This window comes from Paenarthrobacter nitroguajacolicus (assembly GCF_031455195.1).
GTDB lineage: Bacteria > Actinomycetota > Actinomycetes > Actinomycetales > Micrococcaceae > Arthrobacter > Arthrobacter nitroguajacolicus_D.
The window spans coordinates 343,915-359,083 of record NZ_JAVDSH010000004.1 but is presented as its reverse complement, the minus strand read 5'-3'; the positions used below and the strand labels follow the sequence as shown (position 1 = coordinate 359,083).

Below are 15,169 nucleotides of genomic sequence, written 5' to 3'. Positions count from 1 at the left end.
AAGCATCATGTCCACGCCCCGGCCCGGTCCTGCTCATCGAGAGGAGAGCACACCTGTGTCTTCACAGCGCATCCTCAATTCCCGCTATGAGCTCGGTGAGCTCATAGGTCGGGGTGGCATGGCAGACGTCTATCGCGGCACGGACACCGTCCTGGGTCGAACCATCGCCGTGAAAGTGCTGCGTGCCGACCTTGCCCGCGATCCCCAGTTCCAGGCCCGTTTCAAGCGCGAAGCCCAGGCTGTCGCGGCACTTAACCACCCCTCCATCGTGGCGATCTTTGATACGGGCGAGTACTCCGTGCCGGGCGGGCCTGGTGAGGACGTCCGTGTTCCGTACATCGTTATGGAGTTCGTTTCCGGACGGACCTTGCGCGACATGATCAAGGCGAACGAGCTTGGAGTCGAGAATTCCATCGGCTACACCCTCGGTGTTCTTAGTGCCTTGGAGTACAGCCACCGGGCGGGCATCGTCCACCGGGACATCAAGCCGGCCAACGTCATGGTCTGTGCGGACACCGGGGACGTGAAGGTCATGGACTTCGGCATCGCCCGGGCCATGGCTGATTCTGCAGCAACCATGACGCAGACCCAGGCCGTGGTGGGGACCGCACAGTACCTTTCCCCGGAGCAGGCCCGTGGTGAGACCGTCGATGCCCGAAGCGATCTCTACTCGGCGGGGTGCCTCTTATACGAGCTGCTGACCAGCCGGCCCCCGTTCGTCGGCGACAGTCCCGTGTCCGTTGCCTACCAGCACGTCCGCGAAACTCCCGACCTTGCCAGTGCCCACAATCCTGAAGTATCTGAAGCTCTCGACTCCGTCCTGTCCAAGGCCCTGCAGAAGAACCGGGCAGACCGTTTCCAGGACGCCGCATCCTTCCGGCGTGCACTGCGCGCTGCCAGCAACGGCATTCCCGTGCCGGCCCTGCCGTCAAGTGAGGCCCCCACGGACCCGAACGACCTCGTCGAAGCGGAAGACCCCGCCACGCAGCTCTTGAGTACCACTGCCGTGGGGTTCCTTGACGTGGACCAGTTCAAGGACGAACCCGGCGAGCAACCCCAGGAAGAGCCCCTGCCCTTGGGCCTCCCCGCGGAACGTGAGCCGACAGCCCGCCAGAGGTCCCGCCGTCGTGCCTGGACCGCCACGTTGGTAATCTTCACGCTCCTTGTGCTCGCTGGCGGCGGCTTTTGGCTGTACAACCTCATGAACACGCAGCCCCCGCTTCCTGCGAAAATCTCTGTTCCTGCGGTGACCAACATGACCGAATCCCAAGCAATCCAGGAAATCTACTCGGCCAAACTGGTCCCCAAGAGCGTGCGCGAACCCAGCGACAGCGTCACCAAGGACATGGCCATCGGAACTGCGCCCGCCGCCGGTGCCATGTTGGACCAGGACGCTGAGGTGATCCTCAAGATCTCCAGCGGCCCCAGTTCGGTGACCATCCCTGCGAACATCGTGGGCCGCACCGAGGGCGACGCCCGGGAGGCCTTGCGGAAGCTCGGCATTACCGGCGACATCGTTTCGGTCAGGACGCACAGCCCTACCGTGCCCGTGGGACTGGTCATCAACACAGGGCCAGCACCCGGAGGAGCCATCGCTGCCTCGTCCAAAGTGGAGCTGCAGATTTCCTCCGGCAAGGTCCTCATGCCACAGCTGATCAGCCTTCCGCAGGCTGAAGCGGAAGCCACACTCAAGACGAACGGCTTGGTGATGCAGGTGGTGGAGCAAGAGAACTCCGAGGTAGCAGCCGGCACGGTAACGGGTCAGAGCGAAGCCTTCAATACCGAAGTGGACCAAGGCAAGACGGTCATCGTGACAGTAGCCAAGGCTCCAGTGGTGCCTACCCCCACTCCGACGCCGACACCAACGCCCACCGACACGGACAAAGCCACGCCGAAGCCAACGCCTACCAAGAAGTAGCGGCCGGCGCTGTCGCTACAGGCCCGGAAGCGTGCGTCAAAGCGACGAAGGACCAGCACGCGGAGGGCGTCTGCAGCGACAGCCCGTTGGCGTCTACTGCTTGATCAGCGGGCTCAGCTTGGCCGCGCGTTCGGCCGCGCCTGTCATTCCGAGGGACTCCAACCAGTTGCCCAGCATCTGGTAGCCGCCCTCCGTGAGCACGGATTCGGGGTGGAACTGGACGCCGCACAGGGGAGCGGTCTTGTGCTGCAGGCCCATCACTACGCCGTTGGTGGTTTCGGCGGTGATTTCCAGGACATCCGGGATGGACTCACGCACTGCCGCCAGGGAGTGGTAGCGCGTTGCGGTGACAGGCGACGGGAGTCCAGCGAACACACTTTTGCCTTCGTGCCGGACCGGAGAAGTCTTGCCGTGCATGAGCTCGGGCGCGTGGGTAACTACACCGCCGTACGCCTCAGCGAGAGCCTGGTGGCCCAAGCACACACCGAACATTGGCTTGTTGGCTTCACCGCACCATTTAATGAGCTCAATGCAGACGCCGGCCTCAGCGGGGGTGCCGGGACCCGGCGAGACGAGGACGCCGTCGCGGGTTGCCGCGAGCTCGGTGGCCTCAGCGAGAGTGACGTCGTCATTGCGGACAACCGTGGTCTCGGCCCCAAGTTCCTGGAGATATCCCACCAGGGTGTAGACGAAGCTGTCGTAGTTATCCACTACAAGGATTTTTGTTGTGCTCATGGCTGTTGCAGTAAACCAATCGTTGAGTCAGTCAAAGTGGTGAATTGGGAGAACCACGGGAAGAGGAACTCCACCATCAGTACCAGGGCTACGGCCACCATCACCAAGCATGTCACGATCCGGACCCAGACAGGGCCGGGCAGGTTACGGAAGATCCATGCGTACATCCGTTATCCCTTTCCGTTTGCCTTGGCTACCTGGGCGGCGATTGCCGACGGCGGGCCAGCTGAAGCAGGTTGCCAACTGTCCAACAACGAGTAGGCGATTATTCTTTCCTGGGAGCCGAAGCGTGGATTGCAACTGGTCATGGTGAGGATGCTCTCCTTGGGCTGCGCGCCCGACTGCGTGGGGACGGGCATCAGGACATCCGTTCGGTCCGGGGTGACGATCTGGTTGTTTCGGAAGACGTACGTGTAGTATCCGTCGGCCGTCTGCACGTAGATCTTGTCCCCGGGAACAAGAGTGTGGATGTTATCGAGTACGGCACCGTGCGTTTGCCGGTGGCCGGCCACAGCGAAGTTGCCGAGGGCACCGGGCATGCTGGTGCTCCCGTAGTGGCCCAAGCCCAGTGTGTCCAGGACGCCGGCATCAGTTCCCTCGATGATGGGGCGCGTGTAGTCCGCACCGAAGCGGGGGACGTACATGATGCCGATTGTCTTGCCATATCCGGGTGCAGTTCCCACTACAGGTTCGCCGAAGTTCGCGGGATCAGCGGGAGCAGTGGGCGCCAGGGGCCCCTGAAATTCCTGCGCGAAGTCGTGGATCGCCTCGGTTTGCTTGGCGTCTGCTTCCACGTTGGTCCACCAGAGTTCCCAGCCAACGAACAGCAGCAGGACGATACCTGCCGTAATGAGGAGTTCACCCAGGATCTGGCTGATCTTACGGATAACGTCAGAGGCGCGGAGCCGTTTTTTGGGATGGCTGCCGTGGTCGTTGCGGCGGGACGGCACGGCCGAGTCAGCCGTCGTCTGCTGGTGCGCCACAGGCTCTCCTCGGGTAGTGCACGGGCGGCGCGGGCTGGACCCAAGTTGCGGCTAGACTTGACAGCTAGAACGAACCCGGAACGCCGTGTGGCCATTAACCGCTGGAAATTTCCTTCCTGCAGGATACCAAGGCTGGCCGAAACGGGTGCCAACCGAACAGCCAGGAGGATCCGTGCCCGAGTCCAAGCCCCGCAAGCGGCCTGCCCGTCAGGCCCCGCAGACTTCCGCCGCGCAGCAGTACAAGCCCAACCCGGTTTGGTACAAGGCCGTGATGTTCGGACTCATGATCCTCGGACTTATCTGGATCATCACCTTCTACATCACCGAAGGCCAGTTCCCTGTTCGGGACTGGGCATCATGGAACATCGTGGCCGGCTTCGGCATTGCCATTGTGGGCTTCCTGATGACCACCCGCTGGCGCTCCTAGGCTTACGCTCCTCACATTTCCGTGCCCGTGAACGTCTACAGGATATGAGCAACCGGCACACCACCATGGACTCCCCGTTGGGGCAGTTGACGCTGACTGCCCGTGGGGAATTTCTGACGGGTATCTTCTACGAAGGGCACTGGCATTTGCCTCCGCCGGAGTACTTTGGCGTTCCAACCGGCGTCGAAGATCCGGTGTTCGCCCTCGCCCGGGTAGAGCTCGAAGAATACCTTGACGGCCGCCGAACGGTTTTTGACGTCCCCTATGACGCGGGTGGAAACACCTTCCAGCAGAAGGTCTGGGAGCGTCTGAAACATATACCTTTCGGGGAAACAGTGACCTACGGCGAGCTCGCAACTGAGTTGGGCGATCCCCATCTTGCCCAAGCTGTCGGATCGGCCGTTGGTCGCAACCCCATCAGCATCATCATTCCGTGCCACCGGGTGGTGGGCCGCCATGGACAACTGACCGGATACGCGGGCGGCCTTCGCAACAAGCGTTACCTTTTGGACCTCGAGGAGCCAGCGGTGGTCAGGGAAGGCAAACTTTTCTGATGCAACCCCGGCAGTTGGCCACCAAGAAGCCGTTCGAAGCAGTCGTCCAGGAACAGGGCGCCACCGTACTCCGGGTGTGCCGGGCAGTCCTGGGGGTGCATGACGCTGATGATGCTTGGTCTGATACCTTCCTGGCGGCCCTGCAGTCCTACCCTGCCCTCCCGGCGGGAGCCAATGTGCAAGCGTGGCTGGTCACCATCGCACATCGGAAATGCATCGACCACCTGCGTGCCGGAAACCGTCGGGCTTTGCCAACCGACAACCCTCCTGAGCACCCTTCCCAGCTCGGCATTCCAGGTGAAGGCCACCCGGAACTGCTCGACGCCGTCGCCCACCTGCCGCCGAAGCAACGGCAGGCAGTGGCTTACCACTACATAGCGGGCATGCCGTACAAGGACATCGCGGTCCTCCTTGGTGTCACCCCCGAGGCCGCACGCCGCGCCGGGGCGGACGGCGTTAAAGCCCTCCGTGCCGCACTGGCAGCCAGCCCGGTCCTGGCACATTCATCCACGAAGGGAGACAGCAAATGACCCTGGACCCAAGTCCCGACCTTGCCGAGGTCACTCATCTCCTCCAGCCCCTGTCCGGGGAGATGGAACCTGTCCTTGCCAGTCTCCACGCCCGGCTGGCCCGCGATGCCCAACTGCTCCACACTTTGGACGTCGCATACCGGGTGGTTGATTCACCGGTAGGAAAGCTCCTGCTGGCAGCAACTGACCGGGGGATTGTGCGGGTGGCCTTTGAGCGGGAAAACCATACCGACATCCTGCAGATTCTCGCCAACACCATCAGTCCCCGCATTCTCGAAGCACCTGCGCGGCTGGAGGACGCTGCACGGCAACTCGACGAGTACTTCAGCGGCACCCGCAAGGAGTTTGACCTCGTGCTGGATTTTCGGCTGTCCCGCGGGTTCCGCCTCAACGTACTCCAGCACCTGCCCCGGATCGCGTACGGCGAGACTGAGAGCTACGCTGACGTTGCCCGGGCGGCAGGCAGCCCCAATGCTGTGCGCGCCGTAGGAAGCGCCTGCGCTACCAACCCGATACCGGTGATCGTTCCGTGCCACCGCGTCGTTAAGTCAGACGGCAGCTTTGGTGGCTACCTCGGAGGTGCGGACGCCAAACGCGCACTTCTCACGTTGGAGGCCGCGTGAGCGACGATGACGCACTGTTTCCCCTGGAGCTGGTGCAGCCAGAAACCCACGACGCCGGTCCGCGCCTGATCGCGCCGGGCGCAGTCCACGTGGCTGGCTGGCTGACGGGAGAACAGCAGCGATGGATAGTGGCGCGCTTCGCCGAATGGACGCAGGGGCCGGTGCCCCTGCGCGCGGCGACCCTGCCTGGCGGACACCAAATGTCCGTGCGTACCGTGTGCCTGGGCTGGCACTGGCAGCCCTACAAGTACACGCGGGAAGCTACTGACGTCAACGGCCGCCCTGTCCTCGACTTCCCGGAGTGGATGGTGCGCTTGGGCCGGAAGGCGGTCGCGGCTGCGTATGCCTCTGATGGCGGCGAGAATGGGTCCACTGCCCTGGCATCGGCCTACACGCCCGACGCCGCCTTGGTGAATTTCTACAATGACGGTGCTGCCATGGGAATGCACCAGGACAAGGACGAGCGCTCGGATGCCCCTGTGGTGTCCCTCAGCATTGGCGAGTCGTGCGTCTTCCGTTTTGGCAACACCAAAACACGCACTAAGCCCTATACCGACGTTGAACTTCGATCCGGGGACCTGTTCGTCTTTGGTGGCCCGTCACGGTTCGCCTATCACGGCATACCCAAAGTTCTACCAGGCACTGCACCCGCCGATTGCGGTCTCACTCATGGCCGGATCAACATCACCATGCGGGTCACAGGATTATCGTGAGTACGGAGCCTGGGCAACGCCCAAATGTCAGTGGGTAGGGGCAGAATATCCCGGGAAACCCAATTACCCTGCCGGCCGTGTGGCTGGCGCGGCCACAGAGGAGCATTCATGACCCCGGACCCCGGCATCATCATCGGTGAGGACGGGCTGGCCCGTCCCGTGTGGGCTGCCTCCGACCCCATGATGCAGGCCTATTATGACCATGAATGGGGCATGCCGGTCCGCGATGAGCAAGGTCTGTATGAGCGCATCAGCCTCGAAGCGTTCCAGGCAGGCCTCTCATGGGCCACTATCCTTCGGAAGCGGGATGCGTTCAGGACGGCCTTCCTGGACTTCCACCCGGAGAGTGTGGCCGCTTTCACGGAAGCCGACGTTGAGCGGCTCATGCTGGACACGGGGATCGTCCGTAACCGTTTGAAGATCAATGCCGCGATCACCAATGCCAAAGCCACTATCGCGTTACGCGAAGAAGGCGGCCTTGTGGACTTTGTTTGGTCATTCCAACCGGCAAGCACCCCGGTGCCCCGCACCTTCGCCGACATCCCCACTACGTCCCCTGAGTCGATCGCCTTATCCAAGGCACTCAGGAAGAAGGGCTTCGCCTTCGTCGGGCCAACCACCATGTATGCGCTCATGGAGGCGATAGGAATAATCGATACTCACCTGATGGACAGTCATCGGCGGGGCACATCGGGCGTTTGGAATTAACCAGCCCGCGTGCCGGGACCACGCCCCAGCGGCTCCGCTGCTGAAGTCCGCTACCGCGTCGCGCTGTCCACAGAAGTGTGTAACTTTATCCACAGGCGTGGATAACTTCTGTGGACATCCACGGACTTGAGCCGATTATCGGCGCGCTGCCGCCGATCCAAGGCTGGAAGTACCTGCCGGAATAGTTATACCCACTGTGTATCGCGCTGTGGATAGTGCCGCAAACTTCACCAAAAGTTCAACGACTCCGCATTGCCGGATTTCCCCAAACCAGGTTTCCAGCGCATCGACCGCGGGCGGGCCCCGGAGCAACCCTTCATCACCGGCGTTTTCGTTGTGCTGAGCCAAGTCGGGCGACGCCCGGGTTACCCACTTAACAACAGGTCAGTACCCACAAGTTATCCACAGATGGGGACAACGTGTGGGTTTTACCTGCGTTAACCGCAGCGATCCGAGGTTTTTACCCTTCCTTGGTGGGTGAACTACACCTATGTAAGTTATTAACATTGTTGATAAGCCTGTTGATAGAAGCCTCTCCACAGCAGCATTAACAGGGTTGTCCACATGCGGTCCCAAATACCCTCACTTGTCCACATTCAGGGGGCAGTCGGGGACAAAGTTATCCACAGGTGTGGACAGATTCATGCCATTCGGGGGATATCTAGCTCTTTTACCGCCCGCAGAGTGCCATTGGCATGGAACTACAAGCATGTAAGTTACTCACAGTGTGGATAAGTGCTGTGGAAAACTGGCACCCAGTACTGCCGGACGACCGGAGAGAGCGACCATGAAGACAGACTTCAAGAAACAGATCCCCGAGTACACCGCCAAGCCTGGCGAGTTCGCAGTCGTGTCCGTCCCTGCGCTCCAGTTCCTGATGGTCGATGGGCACGGGGACCCCAACAGCGCCCAGGAGTACAAGGATGCCCTGGCTGCTTTATACCCGCTTGCCTATGCCTTGAAGTTCCTTAGCAAGACCGATCTCGGGCAGGACTATACGGTGATGCCATTGGAAGCGCTGTGGTGGGCGGATGACATGGCTTCCTTCACAGACGCACGGGATAAGTCGGGATGGGACTGGACCCTGATGACCATGGTTCCGGACTGGCTCGGCGCGGAGCACGTGGAAAGGGCTCAGGAAACGTTCACCAGGAAGAGAGGCAGGGCAGTGGTGAAGGAAGTCCGCCTGGAATCCTTTCATGAAGGCCTCAGCGTGCAGACGCTGCATATAGGGCCTTATGACCATGAAGGACCGGTGCTCGAGGAGATGCATAACAGCTTTATCCCCAAGAAATCCCTGACCATGACGGGGCGGCATCACGAGATCTATCTGAGCGATCCACGGCGCACTGCTCCAGGGAAGCTCAGGACGATTCTGCGGCAGCCGGTGGCTGTCAAGAAGGATGGGCGGGTCAGCCCGCAGTGACCCGGACCCAGGTGGCCACGGCCAACAGTGCGACCACCAGGATGAGTCCGCCGGATTGAAGCAGGGCCTGGTTCTTACCCCTTGGGGCATAGGCAATGACACCCGCCGCAAGACCACCAGCGATCAGGCCGCCCAGGTGCGCCTGCCAGGCAATGCTGGGAACAAAGAAGCCAATGGCGCCATTGATGGCGATCAGAACCCACAATTGCTTGGTTTCGCCGCCCCTGTGGCGTTGCACCACGAGCATGGCTCCGAAGAGGCCAAAGATGGCCCCGGATGCTCCGACCACACCCACGATAGGCCGGTCCGGAGTCAGAAGCAGGAAACCGACTGAACCACCAATTGCGGATATCAGATACACGGCAAGGAATCGGATGCGCCCGAGCAAAGGCTCAAGGGCTTGGCCGAAGATCCAGAGCGTGTACATGTTCAGGACGATGTGAAGGAGGAAGCCCTGCGAGTGCAGGAATGCCGACGTCAACATCCGCCATGGCTCGCTGTCCGCGAAGACGTTGGCGAACGCGAAGTTCTGGAAGATGACGTCCCCCGGCAGCACCCACTGGAGGATGTAAACCAGCACGCACAAACCGATGATCAGGTACGTCACCAAGGGCCGGCCAATGGCCAAGGCGCCGCCATAAGGTGACTTGTACTCCGGCGTCGACCGTTTTTGTTCGTTGACGCAGTCAATGCATTGGAACCCGACGGCGGCCGCCCGCTGGCACTCGGGGCACGCGGGGCGCCCGCAGCGCTGGCACCGCACGTAGGAGGGCCTGTCCGGGTGCCTGGGGCACACCGGAACATCAGCGGACGGCTCAGCCGACGGGATTCCGTAACTCATGAATGCGGGTTAGAGCTGTTCGATGTCGATGCTGTTGATGACGACGTCTTCAACCGGACGGTCGCCCATGCCTGTACGGACAGCCTCGATGGAGTCCACGACCTTGCGGGATTCCTCGTCCGTCACCTCGCCGAAGATGCTGTGCTTGCCGAACAGCCAGTCGGTGTTCACGGTGGTGATGAAGAACTGTGACCCGTTGGTGCCCTTGCCCATCTGGATACCGGCGTTGGCCATGGCCAGCTTGTACGGGGCGTTGAAGGTCAGTTCCGGGTGGATTTCATCGTCGAACTGGTAACCCGGTCCGCCGACGCCGCGGCCCAGGGGATCGCCGCCCTGGATCATGAAGTCCTTGATGATGCGGTGGAAAATCGTGCCGTTGTACAGCGGCGTGCCGGTCTTGTCCTCGCCCGTTTCCGGGTGGTTCCAGGACTTTTCGCCCGTGGCCAAGCCAATGAAGTTGGCGACCGTCTTGGGCGCGTGGTTGCCGAAGAGGTCAACCTTGATATCGCCGAGGGTCGTGTGGATCGTTGCTTTTGCGGTTGCGATGGTCATGGCCCCATTCTTCCATGCAGGGTCAACGCCTTTGGAGTTGTAAAGCCGGTTCCGCGCTCGGTGAAATCCGGGCCGAATCCGGCAGATGAATAGCCGGTGTTCCCCAAGCGACGTAGGCTAGCAACAAACGAGCATGTGTATCGGGAGGTAGTTGTGAAGAAATCAGACCGTATTGCCCGCGATCTCGAACAATCCGTTGCGGTTGGTGTGGATAACGCCCGCGACTGGGCCGCGCCCCGCGTGGAGGCGGCCGTGAATTGGGCTGTTCCGCGAATCCAGCACGGCATTGATACCGCTTCCCCCAAGATCCAGGAGGGGCTGAAGTCGGCAGCCCACAACCTCGCAGACGGGGTTGCCGTTGTTACGCCGCGGATTCAGGATGGGCTGGCGCACCTCGCGCCGAAGATCCATGACGTCGTGGAAGACGCAACCCCGCGGATCCAGGAAGCCCTGAACAAGGCCACGCCTGCCTTGGGCCAGGCCCGGGACAAGGTTGTTGACGAGTACTTGCCCAAATTGTCCGAGCAGCTCGGTCAAGCATCCGTGGCCGTTCATCACGCCCTCGAGAATGCGCCGGCGCAGGTCGATGCGGTAGCGCAGAAGCTGGTGGACTCAGGGGTTGTGCACAGCGTCCAGGAGCAGGCCCACGCCACTGGCAAGCAGATCAAGGCCGCAGCGGACGAGGCCAGCAAGGTTGTCAGCACCAAACTGGGCAAGGAACCGAAGCCCAAGAAGCGTGGCTGGCTGATCGTCACGGTCATTGCCGCCGCAGCTGCTGCAGGTGTGGCTGCGTGGAAGGCTTCCAAGCCGGTGGAGGATCCGTGGAAGACGCCGTCGCCGGTAACTCCGGCACCTGTTCCCGCTGACGCTGCGGCATCGGCCACCGCATCGACTGTGAGCGACGCCAAGGCAACGGAAACCAGCTCCGAAGATGCCACCGCCGAGGCCGAGCAGGCCACCAAGGATGCTCTCAAAAACGTCGAGGATTCAGGCGCCAAGGTGGCAACCGACGCCAAGACTGCCGTCAAGAACATCGCGGCAAGCCTCCAAAAGGACACTGACGCTTCGGACTCCGAAAGCAAGGGCGCCCACAGCTAGCACGAGCTGTTTTCACTGCCTCTGAGGGGATCCCGGCCAATGCCGGGGTCCCCTCAGTGTTTCCCGGCATGTCACCAAAGCCTCCTTCGGTGCAACTGCCGTGGGTGTTAGATTTGGAGTGATGTCAGCCGATAGACCCGTTGCGGGTGCCCTCAAGGATGCTCCGGAGCCTCCGGGCGTATCCATTGTCATCCCGGCGTATAACGAGGAAAGCGTCATTCGCCAGTGCCTCATCGCGGCCATTTACCAGTCAGTCCCGGCCGCCGAGATCATCGTGGTGGACAACCTCTCCACCGACCGCACACCCAGGATTGTGCGACAGATGCAGCAGGAATACCCGGAAAGCCCCATCATCCTTCTCCAGCAGGCTGCCACGCAGGGACTGATTCCCACCCGGAACTTTGGCCTGAATCACGCTACGGGGGACGTCGTAGGGCGAATCGACGCGGACTCCGTCCTGGAACCTGACTGGGTTGAACAGGTCCAGAAAGCATTTACGGACCAGACCATCGCTGCCGCAACCGGCCCTGTGGTCTACTACGACATGCCCATGCGCCGTTTTGGACTCAAAGCTGACGACAAGATGCGCCAACTGATGCTGCGGCTGGCCAAGCACCAGTACCACTTCCTCTTCGGCTCAAACATGGCCCTCCGCCGTTCCGCGTGGGAAACCATCCGCGATGAGGCATGCCTGGATCCCAAGGACGAGATGCACGAAGACATCGATCTGTCCCTCCATCTTTTCGATCACGACCTCAAAGTGCAGTACCTGCCGCAGATGGTCTCCGGTATGTCCGCGCGCCGGCTTGAGGACTCACCGCGCGACTACCGCTACTACGTCCAACGGTTTGACCGCACGTACAAGGCACACAATGTGAAGAAGATGGCCTTGAAGGCTCCCATGGTGGTGTTTTTCTCCGTGTATTTCCCCGCGAAGCTTTTGCGCGCCATCCACACGGCCAACTCCGCCCAAGGCGTTCGGCGCGGCGGGATATAACGCACGACGCCGGGCGGCTAGTCGGTGCCCAGCTCAGCTTCGCCACGGTCTGCTTCAGGCCGCCCACGCCGTTGTCCGGCCACCACGACCGCCAGGCCCACGAGAATCAGCGCCAGCCCCGCATACGTGCCAGCCGGCAGCGTTTCCTTCAGGAAGACTGCTGCGAGGATCGCCGCGCCCGGAATCTCCAACAGGATAATCATCGACACCAGCAAGGGACTCATCGTGGCCAGCAGGTGATTGAACGCTGTGTGTCCCACCAGCTGCGCGCAGACGGTGATGGCAACAATCCCCAGCCAGCCGCCGGCGTCGAACCCTACAAGGGCCTGCCCGCTGAAGGCAGCCAGCACTGCAACGATCGCCGCGCAGATGCCGTAGCAGAGGGTGGTGTACGTGCCGGTGCCCATCGACTGGCGGGCCTTCCCGCCTGCCAGCGTGTAGAGGCCCGCCAAGGCGCCACCAGCAAGCGCCAGGACGTCACCCAGGAGTGCCTCTGGCGAGGACCCCATATCGAATCCGGTAATAGCCACCACCCCGCCAAAGGCTATCCCCAGGCCCAACAGCACCGGCCAGCGGTGCCGGGTGCCGCGGAACAACTGGAAAACGGCAATCCAAGCCGATTGCAGGCACACCAAGGCCGTGGCGGCCGCAACGGATGTCAGTTCCAGGGCGGTAATGAAGCACGCGAAATGGAAGGCCAACGCGACAGCGGCGGTAGCGGACCAGCCGAACTCCCGGCGCGTGATCCTTCCGAAAGCCTTAGGCTCGCGAACAGCCACGGGAGTGGCCATCACCAAAGCCCCGATCGCGTTGCGCCAAAAGGCAATGGCCAGAGCGGTCACGGAGGTGGCCCCGAGGGTGCCTGCAATGAGTGGGCCGGAAGAGGCTACTCCCAGTACCCCGAGGGAGGCGATGAGAAGGGTCACGGATCAACCTTAGTGTGGCGGTGAGGCGCTTCTATCCCTACCTGATGCGGGGACAGTGTGATTGTCTTGACTCAGCATTCCAGTGAGCCGGTTACGGCATACACGAGGGGTTACCTGATTGAACAACGCACCCATCAGCGCCGGCGCCAGACGCAGGCGGCCTGTCTTCTTGCTGATCGCAGGCGTGGCACTCGTTGCCGCCCTCGTCGTGAGCGGGTGGTTCGTTGTTGCCCACGACCGTCCCGACGGGAAGGGCGGAGATGTTGCGGCGGTTCCGAGCATCTTCCCTGTGCCGCAACATGCCCGCGCCGAAGCCGGAGGGCCCGTTCCCCTGAACGGCCATGTATACGTCGTAGCCCCGGAGGGAACGGACCAAGCCTCGGTCGACGCCGTGCGGGATCTGATTGCCGGAGCCGGAGGAACGGCCGAAGTCGTGACTACACTTTCCACCCCTCGCCAGGGCGCCTCTGCCATTCGTGTTGGGACCGACTCCGATGCCGCCCTCAAAGCACTGCGCTTGGACGGCGACCCGGAGATTCGGAGCGCACTCGAACGGCCCGAGGGTTACGCCGTAGCTACCGGAACGATTGAAGGAATTCCGACGGCGGTGTTGGCCGGCCGGGACAACGACGGCGTTTTCCACGGAGTGCAGACGCTTCGCCAACTGCTGAAGGACGGTGCGTTGGCGGCCGTGCGCATCAGCGACTGGCCGCTGACCGAAACCCGAGGCGTCATTGAGGGCTTCTACGGCACGCCTTGGTCTCACCAGGCCCGCCTCGACGTCATCGAATTCGCTGGCCGGCAAAAGATGAATACCTACATCTATTCCCCCAAGGACGATCCCCTGCTGAGGGAAAAGTGGCGCGACCTGTACTCCAACCAGGAACTAGGTGAACTGCGGGAACTTATCGACGCCGCCGCGGCCAATCACCTCCGGTTTAGCTATGCCCTCTCACCCGGGATCGACGTCTGCTACTCGCGCGCATCGGATTTGGACGACGCCGTGGCCAAGCTTGAATCGTTGTATTCGCTGGGTGTTCGATCCTTCGTTATTCCCCTTGACGACATAGCCACCAAAGTCCAGTGCGCGGAAGACCTCCGGGAGTTCGGCTCCGGCCAGGCAAACCTGGCCAAAGCCCAGGCCTCCTTCCTGAACGACATCAATGAAAAATTCATCTCCGGCAAGGACGGCGTGCTGCCACTGGAAACAGTCCCCACGTTCTACAACGGTTCCCGGAGCACTCCCTACAAAAGGGAACTCGGCACTGCACTGAATCCAGGGATAGTGGTCCAGTGGACAGGTGAAGAAGTCGTGTCACACCGGATCACCCTGGACTCGGCGAAGACGGCAGGCGACAGCTACGGGAGGCCCGGGTCGCCGCGGGATATCGTGCTCTGGGATAACTACCCAGTCAACGACTACTCCCAAGACCGTTTGTTCCTGGCGCCCGTGATCGGCAGGGACGCCGACCTCTACAAGACAGTCCGGGGCATCGTCACCAACCCGATGATTGAGCCGTACCTGTCCCTACCTGCCATCTTCAATTACGCCGATCTCTCCTGGAACGGCCCGGCTTATCATCCAGACGAATCCATGAATGCTGCCCTCTCCCTGCTGGCGGGTCCTGACCCCGAAGTCCAAGCCGCAGTGCGTGCCTTCGTTGACCTCAACCAGGACTGGCAGGACGATGAACTAACGCCTTCCGCTCCCGAGCTGCGGCGAGATATTGACCAGTTCTGGCAGGATTACGACGCCGGACGGGTTCCCTCCGGTGGTTTGAAGGCTCGCGCCGTGCTACTTCAGCGCCTGCCGGAGCTTCTGCCACGGATGGCGCAGCCGGGATTCGCCCAGGATGCCACGGCATGGGTTGCAGCCTCGGCCGAATACGGACACGGCGTCGAGGACGCCCTGGTCATGCTGGAGGCGACCAAGCGGGGAGATACAGCGTCGGCAGCGGCGGCGCGTAAGAGTGCGGAGGGCGCGTTGACCACAGCGGCGGCGAAGACCCAGCCGACCCTGGAACGTGGCGTTGTCACGCCCGTTCTGGGGGGCAGTGAGTTGAAGTCATTCATCGAGCAGGCGCTCCAGCGGGTTCCAGCACCTTGAGCTTGCCTTACACCGCGCAAGCCTTTGACGC

The 15,169-nt window shown here is 61.9% G+C and carries 17 protein-coding genes; 11 read left to right on the top strand and 6 right to left on the bottom strand.

The genetic code is table 11. From position 1 onward, the window contains the following. Nucleotides 1-7: 7 nt before the first annotated feature. Nucleotides 8-1,918, top strand: coding sequence for a Stk1 family PASTA domain-containing Ser/Thr kinase (gene pknB, locus J2Y68_RS11400; protein ID WP_309993407.1), 1,911 nt, complete (start codon nucleotides 8-10; stop codon nucleotides 1,916-1,918). Between the two features lie 93 nt (nucleotides 1,919-2,011). On the opposite strand, the gene J2Y68_RS11395 is transcribed toward pknB, so the two are convergent. From J2Y68_RS11395 to J2Y68_RS11385, 3 genes are read right to left on the bottom strand one after another with little or no spacing between them, the layout of a single operon-like run. Beyond that, nucleotides 2,012-2,653 carry an aminodeoxychorismate/anthranilate synthase component II gene (locus tag J2Y68_RS11395; RefSeq protein ID WP_309993403.1) on the bottom strand — a complete coding sequence of 214 codons (642 nt, stop codon included), beginning with the start codon at nucleotides 2,651-2,653 and terminating at the stop codon, nucleotides 2,012-2,014. Next, nucleotides 2,650-2,820, bottom strand: coding sequence for a hypothetical protein (locus tag J2Y68_RS11390; protein WP_309993401.1), 171 nt, complete (start codon nucleotides 2,818-2,820; stop codon nucleotides 2,650-2,652). Before J2Y68_RS11390 ends, J2Y68_RS11395 begins: the two co-directional genes overlap by 4 nt. A gap of 3 nt (nucleotides 2,821-2,823) precedes the next feature. After that, entirely contained in the window at nucleotides 2,824-3,636 is an 813-nt protein-coding gene (locus J2Y68_RS11385) for a class E sortase (RefSeq protein WP_397334937.1), read from the bottom strand. A 172-nt stretch (nucleotides 3,637-3,808) separates the two neighbouring features. Here J2Y68_RS11385 and J2Y68_RS11380 point away from each other — a divergent pair, with 172 nt between their 5' ends. The 7 genes from J2Y68_RS11380 (at nucleotide 3,809) to J2Y68_RS11350 (ending at nucleotide 8,617) form a co-directional block, all read left to right on the top strand. Continuing rightward, the gene (locus tag J2Y68_RS11380; protein ID WP_211710355.1) at nucleotides 3,809-4,063 is read left to right on the top strand and encodes a cell division protein CrgA; all 255 of its coding nucleotides are present in this window, start codon (nucleotides 3,809-3,811) and stop codon (nucleotides 4,061-4,063) included. Nucleotides 4,064-4,107: 44 nt separating this feature from the next. Next, on the top strand, nucleotides 4,108-4,617 hold the full coding sequence (locus J2Y68_RS11375; RefSeq protein ID WP_309993399.1) for a methylated-DNA--[protein]-cysteine S-methyltransferase: 510 nt from the start codon (nucleotides 4,108-4,110) through the stop codon (nucleotides 4,615-4,617). Then, complete coding sequence (locus J2Y68_RS11370) at nucleotides 4,617-5,147, top strand: RNA polymerase sigma factor (RefSeq protein WP_309993397.1); 531 nt, start codon at nucleotides 4,617-4,619, stop codon at nucleotides 5,145-5,147. The genes J2Y68_RS11375 and J2Y68_RS11370 overlap by 1 nt, the downstream gene beginning before the upstream one ends. Next, entirely contained in the window at nucleotides 5,144-5,770 is a 627-nt protein-coding gene (locus tag J2Y68_RS11365) for a methylated-DNA--[protein]-cysteine S-methyltransferase (RefSeq protein WP_309993394.1), read from the top strand. Before J2Y68_RS11370 ends, J2Y68_RS11365 begins: the two co-directional genes overlap by 4 nt. A gap of 23 nt (nucleotides 5,771-5,793) precedes the next feature. Continuing rightward, complete coding sequence (locus J2Y68_RS11360) at nucleotides 5,794-6,483, top strand: alpha-ketoglutarate-dependent dioxygenase AlkB family protein (protein WP_309993662.1); 690 nt, start codon at nucleotides 5,794-5,796, stop codon at nucleotides 6,481-6,483. Nucleotides 6,484-6,591: 108 nt separating this feature from the next. Next, complete coding sequence (locus J2Y68_RS11355) at nucleotides 6,592-7,191, top strand: DNA-3-methyladenine glycosylase I (RefSeq protein WP_309993392.1); 600 nt, start codon at nucleotides 6,592-6,594, stop codon at nucleotides 7,189-7,191. A 787-nt stretch (nucleotides 7,192-7,978) separates the two neighbouring features. Continuing rightward, nucleotides 7,979-8,617, top strand: a complete 639-nt coding sequence (locus J2Y68_RS11350) for a GyrI-like domain-containing protein (protein WP_309993389.1) — start codon at nucleotides 7,979-7,981, stop codon at nucleotides 8,615-8,617. Here the strand turns inward: J2Y68_RS11350 and J2Y68_RS11345 are convergent. After that, nucleotides 8,604-9,458 carry a rhomboid family intramembrane serine protease gene (locus J2Y68_RS11345; RefSeq protein WP_309993387.1) on the bottom strand — a complete coding sequence of 285 codons (855 nt, stop codon included), beginning with the start codon at nucleotides 9,456-9,458 and terminating at the stop codon, nucleotides 8,604-8,606. The genes J2Y68_RS11350 and J2Y68_RS11345 overlap by 14 nt on opposite strands. 9 nt (nucleotides 9,459-9,467) lie before the next feature. Then, the gene (locus J2Y68_RS11340) at nucleotides 9,468-10,010 is read right to left on the bottom strand and encodes a peptidylprolyl isomerase (RefSeq protein WP_257369980.1); all 543 of its coding nucleotides are present in this window, start codon (nucleotides 10,008-10,010) and stop codon (nucleotides 9,468-9,470) included. A gap of 153 nt (nucleotides 10,011-10,163) precedes the next feature. On the opposite strand from J2Y68_RS11340, the gene J2Y68_RS11335 reads away from it, so the two are divergent. Together J2Y68_RS11335 and J2Y68_RS11330 are read left to right on the top strand one after the other, a co-directional pair. Next, a complete protein-coding gene (locus J2Y68_RS11335; protein WP_309993384.1) occupies nucleotides 10,164-11,108 on the top strand; it encodes a hypothetical protein in 945 nt (314 codons plus the stop codon). A gap of 121 nt (nucleotides 11,109-11,229) precedes the next feature. Further along, on the top strand, nucleotides 11,230-12,105 hold the full coding sequence (locus J2Y68_RS11330; RefSeq protein ID WP_211710345.1) for a glycosyltransferase family 2 protein: 876 nt from the start codon (nucleotides 11,230-11,232) through the stop codon (nucleotides 12,103-12,105). 17 nt (nucleotides 12,106-12,122) lie between these two features. Here the strand turns inward: J2Y68_RS11330 and J2Y68_RS11325 are convergent, their stop codons facing one another. Then, complete coding sequence (locus J2Y68_RS11325) at nucleotides 12,123-13,031, bottom strand: DMT family transporter (protein WP_309993379.1); 909 nt, start codon at nucleotides 13,029-13,031, stop codon at nucleotides 12,123-12,125. Nucleotides 13,032-13,149: 118 nt separating this feature from the next. On the opposite strand from J2Y68_RS11325, the gene J2Y68_RS11320 reads away from it, so the two are divergent. Then, a complete protein-coding gene (locus tag J2Y68_RS11320; RefSeq protein WP_309993376.1) occupies nucleotides 13,150-15,138 on the top strand; it encodes a beta-N-acetylhexosaminidase family protein in 1,989 nt (662 codons plus the stop codon). Nucleotides 15,139-15,169 lie beyond the last annotated feature (31 nt).